Annotated in this window: 18 protein-coding genes; 11 read left to right on the top strand and 7 right to left on the bottom strand. The window is 72.9% G+C overall.

The window, feature by feature from the left end:
- Positions 1 to 13 precede the first annotated feature (13 nt).
- Positions 14 to 1,549 carry an FAD-dependent monooxygenase gene (locus LN042_RS08660; protein ID WP_230050098.1) on the bottom strand — a complete coding sequence of 512 codons (1,536 nt, stop codon included), beginning with the start codon at positions 1,547 to 1,549 and terminating at the stop codon, positions 14 to 16.
- Between the two features lie 30 nt (positions 1,550 to 1,579).
- Positions 1,580 to 2,218 (bottom strand): TetR/AcrR family transcriptional regulator, encoded by a 639-nt coding sequence (locus LN042_RS08655; protein ID WP_230050096.1) that lies wholly within the window; start codon positions 2,216 to 2,218, stop codon positions 1,580 to 1,582.
- 90 nt (positions 2,219 to 2,308) lie between these two features.
- On the opposite strand from LN042_RS08655, the gene LN042_RS08650 reads away from it, so the two are divergent.
- Positions 2,309 to 3,115: a maleylpyruvate isomerase family mycothiol-dependent enzyme gene (locus tag LN042_RS08650; RefSeq protein ID WP_230050094.1), complete on the top strand. Its 807-nt coding sequence runs from the start codon at positions 2,309 to 2,311 to the stop codon at positions 3,113 to 3,115.
- An 80-nt stretch (positions 3,116 to 3,195) separates the two neighbouring features.
- Here LN042_RS08650 and LN042_RS08645 read toward each other — a convergent pair whose 3' ends face one another.
- Positions 3,196 to 3,867, bottom strand: a complete 672-nt coding sequence (locus LN042_RS08645) for a Tat pathway signal sequence domain protein (RefSeq protein ID WP_230050093.1) — start codon at positions 3,865 to 3,867, stop codon at positions 3,196 to 3,198.
- A gap of 67 nt (positions 3,868 to 3,934) precedes the next feature.
- Positions 3,935 to 4,897, bottom strand: coding sequence for a hypothetical protein (locus tag LN042_RS08640; protein ID WP_230050091.1), 963 nt, complete (start codon positions 4,895 to 4,897; stop codon positions 3,935 to 3,937).
- A gap of 309 nt (positions 4,898 to 5,206) precedes the next feature.
- Between LN042_RS08640 and LN042_RS08635 the strand changes: the two genes are divergently transcribed.
- The 3 genes from LN042_RS08635 to LN042_RS37965 all read left to right on the top strand — a co-directional run bounded on the left by LN042_RS08635 (position 5,207) and on the right by LN042_RS37965 (position 7,447).
- Entirely contained in the window at positions 5,207 to 5,926 is a 720-nt protein-coding gene (locus LN042_RS08635; RefSeq protein ID WP_230050089.1) for a TetR/AcrR family transcriptional regulator, read from the top strand.
- A 165-nt stretch (positions 5,927 to 6,091) separates the two neighbouring features.
- A complete protein-coding gene (locus LN042_RS08630; protein ID WP_230050087.1) occupies positions 6,092 to 6,742 on the top strand; it encodes a DUF6230 family protein in 651 nt (216 codons plus the stop codon).
- Positions 6,743 to 6,745: 3 nt separating this feature from the next.
- The gene (locus LN042_RS37965) at positions 6,746 to 7,447 is read left to right on the top strand and encodes a DUF6114 domain-containing protein (RefSeq protein WP_372495695.1); all 702 of its coding nucleotides are present in this window, start codon (positions 6,746 to 6,748) and stop codon (positions 7,445 to 7,447) included.
- Between the two features lie 220 nt (positions 7,448 to 7,667).
- Here the strand turns inward: LN042_RS37965 and LN042_RS08620 are convergent, their stop codons facing one another.
- The 3 genes from LN042_RS08620 to LN042_RS08610 form a co-directional block, all read right to left on the bottom strand.
- Positions 7,668 to 8,069 carry a MerR family transcriptional regulator gene (locus tag LN042_RS08620; protein ID WP_230050085.1) on the bottom strand — a complete coding sequence of 134 codons (402 nt, stop codon included), beginning with the start codon at positions 8,067 to 8,069 and terminating at the stop codon, positions 7,668 to 7,670.
- 45 nt (positions 8,070 to 8,114) lie between these two features.
- On the bottom strand, positions 8,115 to 8,873 hold the full coding sequence (locus LN042_RS08615) for an SDR family NAD(P)-dependent oxidoreductase (protein ID WP_230050083.1): 759 nt from the start codon (positions 8,871 to 8,873) through the stop codon (positions 8,115 to 8,117).
- Positions 8,874 to 8,979: 106 nt separating this feature from the next.
- Positions 8,980 to 10,164: an MFS transporter gene (locus LN042_RS08610; protein WP_230050081.1), complete on the bottom strand. Its 1,185-nt coding sequence runs from the start codon at positions 10,162 to 10,164 to the stop codon at positions 8,980 to 8,982.
- A gap of 241 nt (positions 10,165 to 10,405) precedes the next feature.
- Between LN042_RS08610 and LN042_RS08605 the strand changes: the two genes are divergently transcribed.
- The 7 genes from LN042_RS08605 to LN042_RS08575 all read left to right on the top strand — a co-directional run bounded on the left by LN042_RS08605 (position 10,406) and on the right by LN042_RS08575 (position 19,767).
- The gene (locus LN042_RS08605) at positions 10,406 to 11,086 is read left to right on the top strand and encodes an alpha/beta fold hydrolase (protein WP_230050079.1); all 681 of its coding nucleotides are present in this window, start codon (positions 10,406 to 10,408) and stop codon (positions 11,084 to 11,086) included.
- A gap of 246 nt (positions 11,087 to 11,332) precedes the next feature.
- Positions 11,333 to 11,614 carry a hypothetical protein gene (locus LN042_RS08600; RefSeq protein ID WP_230050077.1) on the top strand — a complete coding sequence of 94 codons (282 nt, stop codon included), beginning with the start codon at positions 11,333 to 11,335 and terminating at the stop codon, positions 11,612 to 11,614.
- Between the two features lie 193 nt (positions 11,615 to 11,807).
- A complete protein-coding gene (gene glmS, locus LN042_RS08595) occupies positions 11,808 to 13,634 on the top strand; it encodes a glutamine--fructose-6-phosphate transaminase (isomerizing) (protein WP_230050075.1) in 1,827 nt (608 codons plus the stop codon).
- Between the two features lie 158 nt (positions 13,635 to 13,792).
- On the top strand, positions 13,793 to 14,599 hold the full coding sequence (locus LN042_RS08590) for an SAM-dependent methyltransferase (protein WP_230050073.1): 807 nt from the start codon (positions 13,793 to 13,795) through the stop codon (positions 14,597 to 14,599).
- Entirely contained in the window at positions 14,596 to 16,752 is a 2,157-nt protein-coding gene (locus LN042_RS08585) for a putative bifunctional diguanylate cyclase/phosphodiesterase (protein ID WP_230050071.1), read from the top strand. Before LN042_RS08590 ends, LN042_RS08585 begins: the two co-directional genes overlap by 4 nt.
- 164 nt (positions 16,753 to 16,916) lie before the next feature.
- On the top strand, positions 16,917 to 17,789 hold the full coding sequence (locus LN042_RS08580; protein WP_230050069.1) for a trypsin-like serine peptidase: 873 nt from the start codon (positions 16,917 to 16,919) through the stop codon (positions 17,787 to 17,789).
- Between the two features lie 328 nt (positions 17,790 to 18,117).
- Positions 18,118 to 19,767 carry a hypothetical protein gene (locus tag LN042_RS08575; protein ID WP_230050067.1) on the top strand — a complete coding sequence of 550 codons (1,650 nt, stop codon included), beginning with the start codon at positions 18,118 to 18,120 and terminating at the stop codon, positions 19,765 to 19,767.
- Positions 19,768 to 19,818: the final 51 nt, after the last annotated feature.

Raw genomic sequence — 19,818 nt, 5'->3', positions numbered from 1 at the left:
GCCCGCCCGCCGGTCAGTCGGCGAGCGGCTCGCCGAACCAGCGGGTCAGCGCCTCGTGCAGCTCCTGCGGCGCTCCGTCGTGGTCGGCGGCCCACGCCAGGTACCCGTCGGGTCGGATGAGCAGCGCCGCGGTCGACTCGCCCGGACAGTCGGTCCGTTGCACCGCCACCCGGTCCCGCCAGCCGTGCGCCAGCGGGGCGAATCGGCCGTCGGCGCTCAGGTCGAGCAGCAACGGCTGCGCACCGTGCAGCAGTTCGGCAACCCGCAGACCGGCGACCCGCAGGCCGGTGAGCTCCGGGACGAACCGCCCGGCCCACGGGTGCGAGCAGCCCACCGGGTACCGCAGATCGGAGCCGGCGAGCAGTTCGGCGATCCGGCGGGTGTTGGCCGGGTCGGCCAGCAGTTCGCCGAAGAGCGTCCGCAGCGCCGTGACGGTCGGCCCGGGGGCCATCAGTGCGAGCTGCGCCTGGGAATGCATGAACACCCGCTCGCCGACCGGGCGCCGCTCGCTCTGGTAGCTGTCCAGCAGGCCGGGCGGCGCCCAGCCGTGCACCTCGGCGGCCAGCTTCCAGCCGAGGTTGGCGACGTCTTGCAGGCCGAGGTTGAGGCCGGGGCCGCCGACCGCCGAATGCACGTGGGCGGCGTCGCCGGCCAGCAGCACCCGTCCGCTGCGGTAGCGCTCGGCCAGGCGGGTGTTTGCGCCGCGGTGGCGGCGCAGCAGGTGCGGGCCAGGGCCGGTCGGTGCGGTGAGCGGCAGTCGAGCGCCCAGCACACGGTTGGCCGCCTCGCTCAACTCCTCGAAGGTCAAGGGTGGTTCGGCTGCCTTCGGGGCCGCCTCCCACTCCAGCACGGCGACCAGCGGCTTGCCCGGTACGACGGCGGCGAAGACGAAGACGCCGCGCTCGGTGCGGTGGTAGCCGAACGGTCGGATCCGGCCGTGGCCCGGGACGTCCAACTCGCCGGTCCGCTCGTCCACCCAGCCGTCGGGCAGCGTGACGTGGGCGGCGCGGTGGACCACTTCGGGCCCGGTCACGCCGGGAAAGGCGATGCCCGCCAGCTTGCGCACGGTGCTGTGCCCGCCGTCGCAGCCCACCAGGTAGCGGGCCCGCAGCCGGTACGGGCCGTCGGGGCCGGCCAGTTGGAGGTCGACTCCGTCCGCGTCCGGTGCGAGGGAGTCGAGCCGATGGCCGCGCCGCACCTCGACGCCCAGTTCCCGGGCCCGTTCGGCGAGCAGCGACTCCAGATCGCGCTGCCGCACCGGCAGGACGTGGAGCGGGTTGGGGTCGAGGCCGGTGAGGTCGAGTGGGAAGGCGCCGAACATGTAGCCGGGCCTGGGTGCCGGCGGGTCCGTGTGCCCGGTGATCCGCTGGTGGAGGCCGCGTTGGTCGAGGAGCCGGACCACCTGGCCGACCAGCCCGTTGGCCTTGGGCTCATGGCTGGGTTCGGTGAGTTGCTCCAGCACCACGGGCCGCACCCCGGCCAGGGCGAGTTCGCAGGCGAGCATCAGCCCGTTCGGTCCGCCGCCCGCGATGGCCACGTCGATAGTCATTGTCTGCCCCCAGGAGTAGCTGACGAGTCATCAGCTCGGATCGGAGGACGAGGGATCCGGCAGGCCGGCCGCGAGCAGCGCCAGCGCCTCGCGCAGCAGCGCCGTGATCCGCACCGGTGGGTCGCAGCGCAACCACTGGTCACCGGCCGCCTGTTGGGCGGTGAGCACGGCCGACGCCGTCAGGCCCGGGTAGAGGTCCCGGTCGGCGTCGGTGCCGGTGCGCTCGGCGATCGCCCGGGCGAGCTCGATCCGCGCGGTGATCGCGACCCGGGCGAACTCGCCCTGCAGGGCGGGTTCGGCCAGCAGGCGGAGCACACCGGCGGTCCACTCGCGGCCCGGCGCCTGCTCCCGCGTGCCGTACGGCTTCAGTACGGCCTCGGTGATCGCCGACCAGAGGGGTTCGCCGGCCGGGCGTTCGCGCAGGGCTGCGGCGGCCTGCCGGGTGCGGTCCAGATGGCGGTGCAGGATCGCCTCGTGCTTGCTGGAGAAGTAGTTGTTGAAGGTCCGCGGTGACACCCCGGCCGCCGTGGCGATCTCCTCGACCCGCACGTTCTCCAGGCCGCGCTCGACCGCGAGCCGCAGGGCGGCCCAGCTCAGCGCGTCGCGGGTCGCCTGCTTCTTCTGCTCGCGCAGCCCGCTCGGGGTGCCGGCGGCGGGATCCGTCGTCATGGCGGCACTCTAGCAGTTCTTGCGTGGCACGCAAGTTTGCGTGCCACGCAAAGCTTGCCTGTCTGACGGCCGGTCAGCACAGTGAAGGGCATGGATCAGATCAGCCACTTCCGCCGCGAGAGCGCGGCCTTCGAGCTAGCGATCCGCCGGGCGGCCGAGGCCGGTACCGCACCACTCGTGCCGTCCTGCCCCGACTGGTCGGCCGCCGACCTGGTGCTCCATCTCGGTTCGGTGCACCGGTTGGTGCGCAAGGTGCTCACCGCCGGCACGACCGAGCCCCCGGACCGCGAGGACCTCTCGTTCCTCGAACTGCCCGCCGACACCGCCGGTTGGCCGGAGCCGGGCCGGCCGGCCGAGAAGCCGTTCCTGGGACCGGTGGCAGCGAGCCTGGTCGACTGGTTCGCCGAGGGCGCGGCCCGGTTGGCGCAGGTCTTCGCCGACACCCCGGCCGGCGCCCCGGTGTGGAGCTACACCCCGAGCCGGACCGCGGGCTTCTGGCTGCGGGTGCAGTGCATCGAGCTCTCGATCCACCGGTGGGACGCGGAGCGGGCGTTGGGCGAACCGGGCAGCCCGGTCGAGGCGGAGCTGGCGGCGGACGCGGTCGCGCAGAACTTCGAGGAGATGGCGAAGGTGCGACGGGCCTGGCGCCAGGCGCAGCCGGGCGCCGGGGAGAGCTACGGGTTCCGGCGCACCGACGGCCCGCAGAGCTGGTCCGTGCGGTTCGACGGCGACGAGGTGCGGCTGTCGCAGCCCGCCGGCGAGGCGGCGGTGGAGCTCGCGGGCACCGCCAGCGATCTGCTGCTCTACCTCTGGGGCCGCCGGCCGGCCGCGGAGTTGGCGGTGAGCGGGGACCGGGCCCTGCTGGACCGGTACTTCACCCTGGTGCCCAAGCTCTGAGAGCAACGGCGCGCCGCCGCCCCCCCGGCCGCAGAGCAGGGGGGACGGCGGCGCCGAGTGGGTCACCCGCAGGTGGGTCGTCAGTTGACGAAGATCGACGGGCTGCCGGCCTTGCTGGCGTCCACGAACGGCCCGTAGGTGCCGCTGAAGTAGGCCGTCGAGAAGCAGGCGCTCGGGCCGGTCAGCTTGTTGAACTGCTGGTTGCTGAAGGTGAGCGTGGAGTTGGTGTTGTTGCCGTTCGAGGAGAGGCTGCCGGCCGCCTGGTAGGTGCAGGTCACGGAGCCCAGCAGGGTGTTGAGCACCACGGTGGCGCCGATCGGGCCGGACGAGCCGGCCGACAGGGTGTTGGGGAGCCCGGCGGCGTCGCTCATGCTGTCGCTGTACGGCAGGTTGGTGAGGGTCAGGCTCTTCACGCCGGTCACACCCGGGGTGTTGACCACGGTGCAGCTGCCGAGGGTGAAGCCGGTGAGCGAGCCGGAGGCGGTGCCGGGCGCGGTCGGGTTGCTGCTGACCGTGCCGGTGAAGGAGGAGCTGGCGCACTTCAGGCCGGTGCCGCCCGCGGTGGTGGAGTAGAGCGTGGCGTTGGTGCCGGAGAGCAGCGAGGCGGTCATGGTGTCGCCGACGGCGACGGCGCTGCCGCCCAGGCTGCCGTAGGTGAGTACCGGGCCGGCGGCCGAGGCGGGCACCGCGGTCAGGGCGGTGAGGGCGGCGGCCGCCAGGGCCACGCCGCCGACAACGAGGTGGTTTCGCACGAGAGTTCCCTCGATTTCTGGGTGGGGGTGGTGTTCCCAGGGTGTTCCTGGCTGTGGGGGAGTGGCCTCAGTGGGCCGTGGTTGACGCGTTGAGCGCCGAGGTCAAGTCGGAGACGCTGGTGTCCAGCGCCAGCGAGGTGTTGGTCTGGTCGAAGGTCACCGACCCCTTGCCGGCGCCGGCGGGCAGGCCCATGGCCAGGTCGATGATCCAGTCCAGGCTGCCGCCCAGGCCGCAGCCGCTGGCTCCCGGCACGCTGAAGGTGTTGTCGACCAGCTTGGCGTCGGTGAACGAGGCCTCGAAGGCGCTGTAGCCGTTGGGGTCGCTGTTCAGCCCGAGGGTGCCGGGATTGCCGGTCATCGGCGTGGCCGGGGCCGGCGGTGCGGTGGTGCCGGTGGTCGGGGAGAGCACGATCGGCGAGCTGTCGGAGCCGATGTAGCAGTCGTCGCCGAAGAGCAGGTTGGACAGGTGCAGCTTGATCGGCATCTTGAACACCGGGTACGACTCACCGGTCGCCAGTGGCGTGAAGTTCGTTATCGGGCCCGCCGGTTCGACCTGGGCGAAGATGCTGGTGATGCCGGGCAGGAAGTTGATGATCCCGGGAATGGCGATCTGCGCGGGCTGGGCGGTCATCAGCGGGGCACCGGTCGGGGCCACGGTGGTGTACTGGTTGGCGGTGCTGCCGTCAGGAAAGGTGACCTGGGGAGCGGACTTGTCCCAGTAGGCTCCGAACTGCAGCGTGATCGGCGAGTTGAGCGGCACCAGGGTGTTGCCGATGGTGAAGTTGCCGGCATTGGTCACCGCGACCACGCAGCCGACCTGCAGGTCGCTCGGGTCCTGCATGGCCGGCGCGGTGAGCGGGCAGTGGCCCAGGCCGGCGTAGATGCCGCCGGGGGTCGCGGCCTCGGCCGGGGTGACGGCGGCGGCCAGCAGGGCGGCCGTGAGTCCTGCCACCGCGGCGGCGAGCCGGCGGCGCGTCGGATATGGTTCGCGGGGCTGGTGCGCGGAGTGCGGCAGTTCGGTGCGGGGCATGGCAGCGCTCCTCAGGCACGGCGGGTGGGCCGGCGCGGCAGTCGGACCGTCCCGGCGCCACGGGGGTCCGACCACTCAGCCGGGGGAGAGGTTTCGGCCATCGGGTTCGGCGGCTGCCACCGCTTTTCGGCACTTCCTGCGCCATACTGTGTCATTGGCCCTGGGCCGCCAACTCACTGGCGGATCTTGCTAGTTGAAGTCCTGCCTCGATTGGAAACCTGGGAAGGTTCTAAACCTGACCCACGCCAGCGTCAAGGGATGGGGCGGAAGTTGCGGAAGAATCTTGAACAACTGGTCATTTCAAGCGACTTGATCCTTCCAGGAGTCCGCAGCGGCCGGGACCCGGCCCGTTCGATCCGGCGCGGACCGAGCCGGGTGCCGCCCGAGGTGGTCGCCGCCACCCAGCGGGAGCGGCTGCTCGACGGGGTGGTGCACACGGTCGCCGCCTGCGGCTACGCCGGGGCCCGGGTGAGCGACATCTGCCAGGCGGCCGGGGTCACCAGGCCGGTCTTCTACGAGCAGTTCAGCGGCAAGGAGGAGGCGTTCCTGGCGGCTCACCGGCATGGCTGCGCGGTGGTGATCCGGCGCATGGAGGAGGCGTTCGCCTCCCAGTGTGACTGGTGTGCCGGTGTGCACGCCGCGCTGCGGGTGATGCTGGCGATCCTCGCCGAGGTGCCCGCGTTCGCCACCATGGCCGTGGTGGAGATCGAAGCCGTGGGGCCGGCGGGCCGGCTGGCACGGGAGCAACTGCGGGTGCGGCTAAGGAGGTTGTTCTCCGACTGCCCGGCGGTGCCGCTCGGGATCTCGGGAGAGCTACTGGTGGACAGCGTGGTCGGTGGCGCCTACTCGGCCGTCTACCGCTACATCGCGACCGGTCGGCAATCCGAACTCCCGGATCTGCTACCGACGTTGTCGTTCGCTGCGCTGGCTCCGTTCCTCGGTCCGGAAGCGGCGGCCGAGCAGGTGGCCAAGGCGCAGGCGGCCGGCGTCGGCTGGCGCCGACCGGTGCTGCCCTGCACGGACTCTTGACCCTCTGCTTACCCCGAGGTAACTTCACGGCAGCTGTCACGCCGCCTGATCGATCATCAATTCCTCTGCCAGGGAGGGTGGTTGATCACCCGGTGGGAGCGCTGTCCGCGCCAGGGCAACGCGCACTGTCCATCACAGGTCCTTCACCAACTCCCTGGAGCAGCCATGGCCGAGTCCGTCGAGCCAACCGCCGAGTCCGCAGAGCCAGCCGGCCCGGCACCGGCCGGTCGGGGCCGAGTCCGTCTGAAGCGAGCCGCCCTGATGGGAATCCCCGCCTGCCTCGCGGGCGGGGTGCTGATGGCGCTGACCGCGCAGGGCGTGATCGGCGCCCAGTTCGCCATTTCCGGCATGGCCTTCACGGTCACCGCCGACCAACTGCAGGGCAACGGGTTCGAGCAGTTCGGCGGACTGGACAACATGATCCCCAACAGCCCGAACGCCGGTGACACCGGCGGTCAGGTGATCGTCGCGGTCTCCGTGATCAAGTCAGCCTCCCTGACTAACCTGTGCCAGAGCGTCAACCTCGGCGGCACCAACCTGAGGATCACCGCGGGTGACAACGGCACTCCGGTGACCGCCGCCGGCCTCACCACTGACTCCGACGTCCTCTCCGGCGACGCCTCGTTCAACAACATCGAGGTCGGCGGTGACGCCAGCACCTTCGACAAGGCCGGCGTCCAGGGGCCGGAAGGCGTCTTCGGTCAGCAGGCGGACACGGTGACCATCAACCACCTGCGGCAGGACAACTACGCCACCACCGCGGCCACCTTCAAGCTGCCCAACCTGCACCTCAGCTTCAGCGACACGGGCTGCTGACGGATGGCCGAGCAGACACCGACATCCGAGCCGAAACCGGCCGCCGAAGGGGCTGCTGAGCCGCTCCCGGGCGCCGGAGAAGCCCGGAGCCCCGAGGAGACCGCCACGATCACGGCGCCGCCGACCGCCGCGACGGGCGGAACCGGTGCGGACCCGCAGGCCGCCGCGGCATCGGAGGCCACCGTCCCGCACCCCGCCCCGGCGGGCGGGGCGGCGGTTGCCGCGAGCACGGCCGACGGGCCCGCACCGGTCGGCGCCCCCGCCGCCCCCGCCCCCGCGGGCGGGCGCGGCCGGGCCGACGCGCCGACGGGCAAGCAGCGGCGGACCTTCAAGGAGTGGCGCGGCGCCCGCCCGTTCTGGGGCGGACTGCTGGTCTTCCTCGGTGGGGGCGAGATCCTCTTCACCGAGAAGATGCCACTGCCGGTGATCCTCCACATCGGCATGCAGGGCCTGGCCGGCTTCCTGGTGCCGTCGGTGATGGCCCTGTGCGGACTGCTGCTGATCTTCAGTCCTGGTCAGCGGCTGTTCTACTCGGTCCTGTCGGTGCTGCTCACCCTCGCCAGTTGGGTCACGTCCAACCTGGGCGGGTTCTTCATCGGCCTGCTGCTCGGCCTGATCGGCAGCATCCTGGCGTTCGGCTGGCTGCCCAACCAGCCGGCCCGGCGCCGACTGCTGCGCCGCGGCACCCGGCCCAGCACCCCCTGAGTCGACCGGCCCGCCCCCGCGGAGCCCACCGCGCGGGGGCGGCAGCAGGTCTTCGCACGGGCGATGGCGGACTGGCCGGACGCCGACCGGACCGCCTCCGCCCGTCTGATCACCGCCTTCGTGGCCGACTTCACCGCACAGCTGCCACGCGGGCGCTGACTGCCGCGCCGGAGGTGGAGTCCTCGGGCGGACCGGTCCGGCGGCTCCATGCTGCACACCGTCACGGCACGCGCTCAGCCTTCGGCGCCCGGGGGGTCGGCGGTGCTGCGGCGTCGGCGGGGAGCAGGCCCAGGGCCGTCGCCAGGCGGTTGCGGGCGGCGAGTTGGCGGGCGATGCGCTGGTCGAGGACGGCCAGGCGGTCCAGGGCGATCCGACGGCCGCGGTCGCTGGGGGTGGCGGCGGCCAAGTCACCGTCCAGACAAGCGGCGAAGGCACTCACGTCCTCCAACGTGAGTCCGGCGTCGAGGAGGTGGCGGATGTTGCGCACCCGGATCGCGGTCTGCTCGTCGTAGTCGCGGTAGCCGTTGCCGGCTCGCTCGGAGCGGATCAGCCCGGCCTGCTCGTAGTGGCGCAGGGCGCGCGCCGTGGTGCCGGTCGCCTTCGCCAGCTCGCCGATCCGCACCCCGCACCGCCTCCATCGCTCACCCGCATCGACGGGCATTGCCTATCACGCCACCACCGCACCACCGTCGACCGGGAGCACCACGCCCGTGACGAAGGAGGCCAGCGGATCAGCCAACCTGGTGATCGCCCATGCGACCTCCTCAGGCCGCCCGATCCGTCGCAGCGGCGTGTGCGCCACTTGCCACGCCCGCACCGCCATCTGCTGGTCCGCGGTCAGCCCCTGGTGGTCGCCGATCGGGGTGTCGATGGCACCCGGGGCGACCGCGGCCACCCGGATCCCGCGCGGCGCCAGCTCCACCGCCCAGCTGCGGGTCAGCAGTTCCAGTGCGGACTTGGTCGCCGCGTAGACCGAGCTGTGGGCCGGCCAGGCCCGCAGGCCGACCGAGGTGCTGACGTTGATGACCGCTCCACCTCCCAACTCCAATGCGGAAAGGGCGGCTTGGGTGAGCAGGATCGGCGCGGTCAGGTTGGTCGCCACCTGGTCCCGGATCACTTGAGCAGTGAGCGAGCCGAGCGCCGCGCCGCGCACGATCCCGGCGTTGTTGACCACCACGTCCAGCCCGCCCGCCAACTCCACTGCGGCCCGCACGATGTGCTCCGGTGCACCGGCTGCCGTGACGTCGGCGGCCAGGGGCGTGATCCGCGGATGTCCGGCGGCGGTCTCGGCGAGCGGCTCGGGCCGTCGGCCGACCGCCAGCACATGGGCCCCCTCGGCGGCGAAGGCACGGGCGGTGGCGCGGCCGATGCCGGTGCCGGCGCCGGTGACGAGGACGGTGCGGCGAGGGATGGTGTCCGTGTTCATGGGACGGATGCTCCAAGCCTGCCGCCAACGTCAAGGTCAAGCGGACGGGGGTGTCGGGTGCGGGAAGCGGCTGCACCGCATCCGGCGCGGCGGGCCCCGGCAAGTGTCAGGCCGTCGCGTCGCGCCTCACCGCATGACGCCGCAGCACGGCCGGGGCGCCGGTGAGGACGGCGACCACGAGCAGCGCGGCGGGCGCACCCAGGGCGGTGAGCGGGCCGGCGCGGTCGACCAGCAGGCCGCCGAGCGAGGTGCCGGCGGCGGCGCCCAGGTTGAAGGCGGTGTTGACCCAGGCGCCCGCCTCGGTCCGGGAACCGCTGCTGACCAGCACCTCGACCAGCTGGTACGCGGTGATCAGCAGGACGTCCGTGGCGGCCCCGGCGAGCAGCAGCCCGAGTGCGGCAGCAGGAGCGGAGTGCAGCAGAGCGGGGAGCGCGTAGCAGGGCGAGGTGGCGGCGACCAGCAGCAGCGGGCGACGGGTCAGCTCACCGGGCAGCCCGAGGCGTCCGTACAGCAGCCCGCCGACCACGCCGCCGACCGAGAAGAGCGCGGTGAGCACCCCGGTGGTGACCGTGCCCCACGCGGCCAGCATCGCCACATCCACCAGGGCGACGGCCGCCGCCGCGGCCAGCACCAGGCCCAGCAGCGGCGCGAATCCCGCTACCCGCAGCGGAGTTCGCCGCCCACTCGGCTTCACCTCGACACCGCCGGGCACCGCCCGCAACGCGCCCGGCAGCAGCCCGAACCCCACCAGGGCCAGCACCGCGCACACCACCAGCACGGTCCGCGCGGACGACACCGTGACCAACGCCCCTGCCAGCACCGGCCCGAGGGCGAAGACCGTCGACTCGGTGGCGGTGTCGAGGCTGAGCGCCGACTGCCGCTGCGCCTCGTCGGCGGCGAGTCGGCCCCAGGCAGTGCGCAGCAGTGGTCCGACCGGCGGCGGGCAGGCGCCGGCCAGCACCGCGACGACCACCACCAGCGCGGCCGGCCGGTGTCCGGTGCAGACGGCGGCCAGCAGGAGCAGCAGCAGCGCGTAGACGCCGGCGAGCGGCCGCAGCGCACCCGGGCGGCGTTCGACCAGCCGGGCCCGGAGCGGCCCGAGCAGCGCGGTGGCCAGCCCGGCCAGGCCCACCGCGGTGCCGGCCGCCGCGTAGGAGCCGGTGCCGGCCCGCACCGCGAGCAGCATCGGAATGCTCAGCAGTCCGTAGCAGAGCCGGGCCGGCAGGCCGGTGAGGAAGAGGGCGCGCGCACGGGGCAGCGCGAGGACAGCACGATAGGACGCACTGGACACAGGAGTTCTCCGAAAACACAGCACGATCCGCGGCGCGGACCGTGCGCGGGCACGACAGGTCACCGTGTGCCGCTCGGCGGCGCGAGCGACATGACGGCCCGTCAGTGCGGTTCGGAGGCGAACATGGATGTCAGAGTAGCCGACTAGGGTGCGAAGCGGGAGACCCCCCAAGACGGTGGAGACCCTCCAGGACGGTCGGGACGGCCGAGGAGTTCGGCAGATCCCTCAAGGAGGCTGGCTGATGATGGCGACCTATGTGCTGATCCCCGGTGCCGGCGCCGGGCCCTGGTGCTGGCACCTGCTGGCGGACGAGCTGCGCCGGCGCGGGCGGGAGGTGGTGGCCGTCGACCTGCCGTGTGATGACGACGAGGCGGGCCTGCCAGAGTACGCCGACACCGTGCTGCGCGCCGTCGGTGATCGGCGTGAACTGGTGCTGGTGGCGCACTCGTTCGGTGGTTTCACCGCGCCGCTGGTCTGCGACCGGCTGCCGGTGCGCCTGCTGGTGATGCTGCAGGCGCAGGTGCCGCTGCCGGGCGAGACGCCGGGGGAGTGGTGGGCCAACACCGGCTACGCGGCGGCCCGGCTGGCCCAGGACGAGCGCGACGGCCGGGATCCGGACGACACCACGGCGCTGTTCCTGCACGACACGCCGCCGGAGCTGGCCGCCGAGCTGCTGAGCCGCGGGCGGGAGCAGTCGCTGACGCCGTTCCAGGCGCCCTGGCCGCTGGCGGCCTGGCCCGAGGTGCCGACCAGGTTCCTGCTGGCGCGCGACGACCGCTTCTTGCCCGCCGACTTCATGCGCCGGGTGGTGCGGGAGCGCCTGGGCATCACACCCGATGAGATGCCGGGCGACCACTGCCCGATGCTCGGGCATCCGGTGGAGCTCGCCGATCGTCTGGAGGCCTATGCCTTGGAGCTCTGAGGCTGCGGCTGACTCCGAGCTCGGCGTCAGCCGCAGCTCGAACCCCAGTTCTACGTACAGGGGGACCCCGTAGTCGTCGTAGTCGTCGATCAGCTGGACGGCCGGCGCCCGGCGGGACGGATGTGCGGCTCGGTCATGCCCGTCGCCTCCGGCATCGGACCCGCGGATAGGCTGAACGGCGGGATCCTGCCCGATATCGGGCAGGATTCTTGGTTTTCTCGGAGTGGCCACCTAAGCTCACCCTCCGTGTCCAGCTCTCCTCCTCCAGCGCCGCACGCGGACCTGCTCGCCCACCTCGCCCGGACCAGTGCGCTCGGGCCCCGGGAAGCCGCCCGGGTGGTGGCCGAGGTGCTCGCGTACTTCTCCGAGACGACCACGGACTACGTGCGGCGGCGGCACACCGAGCTTCAGGCCCGCGGGCTGACCAACGAGCAGATCTTCAGTCGGATCGCCGAGGAGCTGCCCGGTCGCCGGGTGGTCGCCCCGGAGCTGTCGGCGCGCCAGCTGCGGCGCATCGTCTACGGCTGAGCACGCCCCGGCGGCGCCGGCCGAGCACGCCCCGGCAACGCCGGCCGAGCACGCCCCGGCAACGCCGGCCGAGCACGCCCCGGCAACGCCGGCCGAGTAAGCGCCGGCAGCGCCGGGTGAGCACAGCGCACCACAGTCAGGCCGTCCACTACCCCACCCACGTCAGAACCCACGTCAGGAGTCAGCCCTCACCATGTGCGGAATCGTCGCCTACATCGGTCCCAAGGACGCCACCCCCTTCCTGCTCGAAGGCCTGCAACGGCTGGAGTACCGCGGTTACGACTCCGCCGGTGTCGCGGTCAGCGGCAAGGGCACCGGCCTGAAGATGCGCAAGACCAAGGGGCGGGTGGCCGATCTGGCGGCCGCCATCCCCGCCCGCTTCAAGGGCGGCACCGGCATCGGCCACACCCGCTGGGCCACCCACGGCGAGCCCAGCGACGCCAACGCGCACCCGCACCTGGACGCCGCCGGCCGGTTCGCCGTGGTGCACAACGGCATCATCGAGAACGCCGACCAGCTGCGCGCCAAGCTGATCGCCGACGGCGTGGTCTTCGCCTCGGAGACCGACACCGAGGTGCTGGTCCACCTGGTCGCCGCGCACAGCGCCGAGGGCACCGACCTGGAGGAGGCGGTCCGCGCCACGCTGGCCCTGGTCGTCGGCACCTACGGCATCGCGGTGCTGGACGCCGAGCAGCCCGACCGCGTGGTGGTGGCCCGCAACGGCAGCCCGATCGTGCTGGGCGTCGGCGAGAAGGAGATGTTCGTCGCCTCCGACGTGGCCGCCCTGGTCCGCTACACCCGCCAGGTGGTGCACCTGGAGGACGGCGAGCTGGCCGTGGTGCGCGCCGACGGCTTCCGCACCTTCACCGAGGACGCCCGCCCGACCACCCGTCAACCGTCCACCGTGGACTGGGAGATCGACTCCTTCGACACCGCCGGGCACGCGCACTTCCTGATCAAGGAGATCCACGAGCAGCCCGCCTCCGTCGAGCGCACCCTGAGCGGCCGGCTGGACGAGCGGTTCGCCACCGCGCACCTGGGCGGGCTCAACATGGACGCGCGCGAGCTGCGCGACATCCGCCGGGTCAAGATCATCGGCTGCGGCTCGGCCTACTACGCGGGTCAGATGGGCGCCCAGCTGATCGAGGAGCTGGCCCGGATCCCCGCCGACTCGGAGCCCGCCTCGGAGTTCCGCTACCGCAACCCGGTGATCGAGCGGGACACCCTCTACATCGCGGTCAGCCAGTCCGGCGAGACCTACGACACGCTGGCCGCCGTGCAGGAGGTCAAGCGCAAGGGCGGCCGGGTGCTCGGCGTGGTCAACACGGTGGGCAGCGCGATCGCCCGGGCCGTGGACGGCGGCGTCTACCTGCACGCGGGCCCGGAGATCTCGGTCGCCTCGACCAAGGCGTTCACCTCCACCGTGATCGCCTTCGCGCTGCTCGCCCTGCACTTCGGCCGGATCAACGACCTGTCACCCGCCGACGGCCGCCGGATCGTGGACGGCCTCAAGGCGCTGCCGGAGCAGATCCGCCAGGTGCTGGAGCAGGAGAAGGAGATCGCCGAGCTGGCCGCCGAGTACGCGGACTGCGACGGCATGATGTTCATCGGCCGGGTGCGGGGCTACCCGGTGGCCCGGGAGGGCGCGCAGAAGCTGAAGGAGATCAGCTACGTGCACGCCGAGGCCTACCCGGCCTCCGAGCTGAAGCACGGCCCGCTCGCCCTGATCAGCCCCGAACTGCCCACCGTGGCGCTGGTGCCGGACGACGAGCTGCTGGACAAGAACCTGACCACGCTGGGCGAGATCCGGGCCCGGGCCGGCCGGGTGCTGGCCATCGCGCACACCGCGCCCGACGCCAAGTTCGCCAACCACACCCTGCTGGTGCCCAAGAACGAGCCCGAGCTGGACCCGCTGCTGCTGAACATCCCGCTCCAGCTGTTCGCCTACTACGCCGCGGTGGCGCTGGCCCGGGACGTCGACAAGCCGCGCAACCTGGCCAAGTCGGTCACCGTCGAGTAGCCGAGCGGGTGGTGCGAAGATCGGCCGGCGGCCCTGATAGCTTCAGGGACGTCGGCTGCCCCATCCCCCCACCGCGCCGCGGCCGGTTGCGACGCCATCGGCGTCGATAGGATGATCTTTGTGCCTCTTGTCTAATCCTGTGTCGGAAGGGGTCCCAGATGCGGCGACCATCGTGGGTGCCCGAGGGCATGGACCTGGACCGTCCGGCAGCGGCCCGCGTGTACGACTACTACCTGGGTGGTTCGCACAACTTCGCCGCCGACCGTGAGATGGCACGTGAGGCGATCGAGATGTGGCCCGATCTGCCGTTGATCATGCGGGCCAACCGGGCCTTCCTCCGCCGCGCGGTCACCTACCTGGCCGAACGGGGCTTCACCCGGTTCCTGGACATCGGCTCCGGCATCCCGACCTTCGGCGCGGTGCACGAGGTGGCCCGGGCGTTCCGGCCGGACAGCCGCGTGGTCTACGTGGACAACGACCCGGTGGCGGTCGCGCACAGTCGCCTGCTCCTGGAGGACGACGAGCTCTCCACCGTGGTGGACGCCGACCTGACCGATCCCGCCGACCTGCTGGCCCGGCCCGAGGTGGCCGACCTGCTGGCGCCCGGTGAGCCGGTCGCGCTGCTGCTGATCGCCGTGCTGCACTTCGTCACCGACGAGCAGGACCCGGAGGGCATCGTGCGCACCCTGCGCGACGCCCTGCCCGCCGGCAGCGCGCTGGCGCTCTGCCACGCCTCGCTGGAGGGCCGCCCGGACCAGACCGAGACGCACCAGGCCCTGTACAGCCGTACCCCGACCCCGATGACGATGCGCTCGGTGGAGCGGATCAGCGGCTTCTTCGACGGTTTCCGGCTGGTCGAGCCCGGGCTGGTCTACCTGCCGCAGTGGCGTCCGGACGAGCCCGCCGAGGTCAGCGAGAACCCGGAGCGGATGGTCGGCGTGGTCGGCGTTGGGCTGCTGCCGTGACCACGCCTCCCCCGTCGGACCTGCCCGACACGACCGCACCCTCCCCGCCCGAACCCCCGGTCCGGGCGGCCGCCGGCGTGCCCGACGCCGAGGAGTGGGCCCGCCTGCTGCGCAGCAGCCAGGGCGCGGCCATGCACCCCGACGCACTGCACCGCCTGGTCAGCCGCACCACCGCGCTGCTGCACGAGGCGCAGGCCACCCCGCTGCTCGACCCGGGGCCCGCCGCCGAGGCCGGTGCCGCGCTGGTCGAGGCCCAGTTCACCGACCCCGACCTGCTGGCCCGGGCGATCGGCCTGCTGCACGCGGGCGAGCCAGGTCAGCCGGTGCTCGCCGAACTGGCCGGGGCGTTCGCCGCCGGCTGGGCCGGCGCGTTGCGCGAGCGCACCCTCCAGGAGCAGGAGGCGATCCGGTTCGCCGCCGACACCGCCCGCCGGGAGGCGGAGCGGGCCCTGCGCGAGTCGGAGGCCCGGTTCCGGGCGCTCTTCGAGTCGGCGGCGATCGGCATCGGCATCGCCGACGTCGCGGGCAACATCCTGGCGGTCAACAAGGCGATGCAGGACATCTTCCAGGTGAGCGCGGAGGAGCTGCAGGGGCGCCGGGTGACCGACCTGGTGCACCCCGAGGACAGCCCCGGCGTCTGGGAGGCCTACGAGGAGATGGTCAGCGGCAAGCGCGAGCACATCTCGTTCGACAAGCCGTACTACCGCCAGGGTGGCGAGGTGGTCTGGACCCACCTGACCAACTCCCTGATCCGCGACGACAACGGCACGCCGGTCTACCAGGTCGCGATGATGGAGGACGTCACCGACCGGTACCGCCTCCAGGAGCGGCTGCGCCACCAGGCCAACCACGACCCGCTGACCGGGCTGCCCAACCGCTCGGCGTTCTTCGAGCGGCTGGAGGCGGTCTTCGACTCGCCCGAGCCCGGGGCCCGGTTCGGGCTGTGCTACGTCGACCTCGACGGCTTCAAGGTGGTCAACGACAGCCTGGGCCACGAGATGGGCGACCAGCTGCTGGCCGCGGTGGCGCTGCGGCTGGAGTCCGCGCTGCGGCCCCTGGGACACATGGTGGCGCGGCTGGGCGGCGACGAGTTCGTGGTGCTGCTGGAGAACTGCCGGGGCGAGCAGGAGGCGGTGGCCGCCGCGAAGACGGTGCTGGCCGCGCTCTCCAAGCCGGTGCCGATCGACGGGCACCGGCTGGCGGTCGGCGCCAGCGTCGGCGTGCTGGAGCGGCCGGTGGCGGCGACCACTCCGCTGGCCGCGGTGCGGGCCGCCGATCTGACCCTCTACCGCGCCAAGGAGGAGGGGCGCGGCCGCTGGACGCTCTTCGATCCGCAGCGCAACGCCCGTTCGGTCAGCCGCTACGCCGTCTCGGTGCGGATGCCGGTGGCGCTGGACCGCGGCGAGTTCTTCATCGACTACCAGCCGCTCTGCCGGCTGGACGACGGCTCGCTCTCCTCGGTGGAGGCGCTGGTCCGTTGGCGGCACCCGCAGTTGGGCGTGCTGGGGCCCGACGAGTTCATCGGCACCGCCGAGGAGACCGGTCTGATCATGCCGCTCGGCCGGTGGGTGCTGGAGCAGGCCTGCGGCCAAGCGGCCGACTGGGTGCAGCGGTTCGGTGCCCGGGCGCCGCACCTCAATGTCAACCTGGCGGTCCGTCAGCTGCGCAACGCCGGGCTGGTCGCGGACATCGACCGGATCCTGCGGACCACCGGGCTGGATCCCAAGCGGCTGCAGCTGGAGATCACCGAGAGCGCCGTGATGGGCCCCGAGGACGACTCGCTGCGTGCCCTCAACTCGCTGGTGGACATGGGCGTTTCGCTGGCCATCGACGACTTCGGGACGGGCTGGTCGAACCTCGCCTACCTGCGGGACCTGCCGGTCGGCAGCCTGAAGATCGCCGGCTCGTTCGTCAGCGACCTCAAGGACAGCGGGCGCGAGCAGGTGCTGGGGTGGCGGATCGTCAGCGGCCTGGTGTCGCTCGCCCACACCCTTGGGCTGACCGTCACCGCGGAGGGCGTGGAGAACGCCGACCACGCGGAGCGGCTGCGCTCGATGGGCTGCGACCGGGCCCAGGGCTGGTACTTCGGCAGGCCGTCCCGCCCCGAGGAGATCGTCAAGCGGATCCTGGAGTCGACCTCCGAGCGGAACTGACCCTCCCCTGGGTCGCGTTGACGCGGAAGGCCGCCACCGGTGCACCCCGACCCGCGCGGTACGCGCGCTACCAGCGCGTTCCCAGCGGGCTCGCAGGAACACTTGACAGCTCGTCATGCGCAGGACAAATTTGCGGGACCCCCACACCTCAGAGGAGCCCGCACATGAAGCTGCCCCTCAGCGGCGCGCTGGCCGTGACCCTGCTCGCCGGCGCCGGCACGCTGGCCGTCTCCGCCCCCGCGCAGGCCGTGCCCGCCGCCGCACCGACCGCTCACGCCAACGCCGCCCCTCGCGCACCGCACGCCGCGACCGTCACCTTCGCCGGCACCGTGGCGCTCGACGACTGCTCCGGTTCCATCATCAGGATGCCCAATTCCCAAGGATCGGACCCGGCGCTGGTGATGACCAACGGGCACTGCCTGGAAACCGGCATGCCCAGCCCGGGTCAGGTGATCACCAACCAGCCGTCCAGTCGCGACTTCACCGTGCTCGACGACTCCGGCGACTCGATCGGCGACCTCCAGGCCAGTAGCGTCGTCTACTCGACCATGACCAACACGGACGTGACGCTCTATCGACTCCCCGAGAGCTACGACGACATCCAACAGCAGTACGGCATCAGCCCGTTGACGATCTCCGCGAGCCACCCCACGGCCGGCACCCCGATCGAGGTGGTCTCCGGCTACTGGCAGGCCACCTACAGCTGCAACATCAGCGGCTTCGTCTACGAGTTGAAGGAGGCGAGCTGGACCTGGAAGGACTCGGTCCGCTACACCTCCGGCTGCAACACCATCGGCGGGACCTCCGGCTCCCCGGTGATCGACACCAACACCGGTCTGGTGGTGGCCGTCAACAACACCGGCAACGAGGACGGCGGCCGCTGCACCCTCGACAACCCCTGCGAGGTCGCCGCCAACGGCAAGGTCACGGTGCACCAGGGCACCAACTACGCCGAGGAGACCTACGAGATCCCGGCGTGCTTCGCGCCCGGCAACAAGCTGGACCTGACGCTGCCGGGATGCACCCTGCCGAAGTGACCCGCCAGGCCCCGCCGGGGCGCCCCGTGCGGCCGGACCGGCCCCAGCCGGCAGGTGCGAGTCGCCCGGGACGATCCCCGGCGGGGCGCCCGGCTGGTGCGCGCCCTGAGACGGGCCCGCCCGCTGCCCCGAAGAGGACGGGGCGGGCACCCCGCACGGCTCGGCTGCGGATGAGCGGCACCCGGCCGTGCGGGGCCGCCGAGCCACCGCAGCCCGGCCCGTCGCCGCGGGCAACGGGCGGGTACTCCGTCAGTTGGAGCTGGTGGTGCCGTCCGGGCCGCTGCGACACTGGCTGACACCCCGTCGGCGCGGCAGACAGGCGGCCCCCATGGAGACCGGCACCTACCGGATGATCGTCACCAGCGGCTACGACTACGTCGCTTCGGGGGCCCGGGCCGACGAACTGCTGCGCCGCCGGCTCGGCGAACAGCGCGGCCACCCCACCGCGGCGATCGGCCAGGGGCGCACCGCGCCGGCCCCCGGAGTGCTGCTGGACGCCGACTCGGCGGTCGGCCGCGACGGCGCCCACACCCGCTGGCGGCTGCGCGAGCCGGCCGGCACGGGGCCGGGCCTGCGGCAGACCACGCTGGTGATCAGGACCCGGGCGGACGGGGCGCAGCCCTGGATCTGCCTGGAGGTCGAGCACCTGCCGGGCCGGACGGCCGGGGGTGACGACGATCCGCCGGAGCTCGCCGCCGCGCTGCTCACCGGGCTGGCCGCACGGGACGGGGCGTCCGCCGTGCGCGCGGAGCCCGCGGTGGTGGCGACGGCCGACGTGGGCAGGGTGGTCGCCGAGCTGTGCGACGGGGCGCGCCGGCTGCCCGTGGTGGTGGACGCCGCCGCGGCCGGTGCGTCCGAACGGGCACTGTGGCGGCCACTGGTGGGCCTGGCCGTGCTCTACCGGCTGACGTCCGAGGCCGTCCCCGCCTTCAACCGGGCGCTGCCGCACCACCGGATCGCCGCCGGTGGCGTGCGGACCTTCCTGCCCGGCCTCGATCCGGCCTCCCCGGTGGACGGCTACCGCCACCCGGCCGTGCACCCGCACGGTCGGCACCCCGACCCGGCGCACACCGCCGCGGCCGTGGCCCGGCTGCCCCGGCGGCTGGCGGCGCGCGCCCCGCTGCCCGCCGAGCTGGCGGCGCTGCCGCCGCTGCGCACCCGCCCCCGGCCTTCGGGCGCCGGGACCTTTGCGCCGGCCTCGCCCGACGGGCCGGGACTGGCCCAACTGCGCGCCGACCAGGAGGTGTTGACCGCACTGCTGGAGGAGGCCGACCACGAGGAGGCCGCCCGGCGCGCGGAGATCGGCCAACTGCGCCTGGAGCTGAGGGAACAGCAGGAGTACGCGCTCGGGCTGGCCGTCGAGCTGGCCGAGCGGGCCGATGAACTGCGGCGCACCGAGGGCTGGTTGCGGCACCTCCAGCAGCACCTCGCAGGGTTGGGCGAGGCGGCCGAAGCCTATCGGGCACCGGAGGCGGAGCCCCCCGGGCCCACCGGTTTCGCGGCCCTGCTGGAGCGGCTCGGCGAGCTGCCGGCGCTGCGGTTCACCGGGAACCGGCGGATCACCGTGGGGCTGGACGCCCAGGCGCTCGGCGAGGACTGGGCGGCGACCGCCTGGGACGCGCTGCTGGCGCTGCAGGACTACGCGGCGGCCCGGCGCTCCGGCGCCGCCTGGCGCGACTTCCTGCACTGGTGCCGGCAACCCCCGCCGGGCGGCCACCGGTTCCCGCCCGGCAAGGTGGTGCGGGACGAGTCGGCGCAGACCGCCGGCCGGCCGGTCTGGCGGCGGCAGCGGACCTTCCCGGTGCCGACCGAGGTCGACCCGGCCGGCGAGGTCTTCATGGGCGCCCACCTGCGGATCGGTGCCGGCAACGGAAAGGCGCCCAGGCTGCACTTCCACGACGACACGGCCCGGAGCGGACTGGTCTATCTGGGCTACCTCGGCCCGCACCTGGACAACACGCTGAAGGCCGGCATCTGAGCCGCCGATCCGTCGCCGGCCCGCCGGCGATCCGGCTCGGGCACACCGCCG

This window comes from Kitasatospora humi (genome assembly GCF_020907985.1).
GTDB classification, from domain to species: domain Bacteria; phylum Actinomycetota; class Actinomycetes; order Streptomycetales; family Streptomycetaceae; genus Kitasatospora; species Kitasatospora humi.
This window is presented reverse-complemented; position numbering and strand designations above follow the sequence as displayed.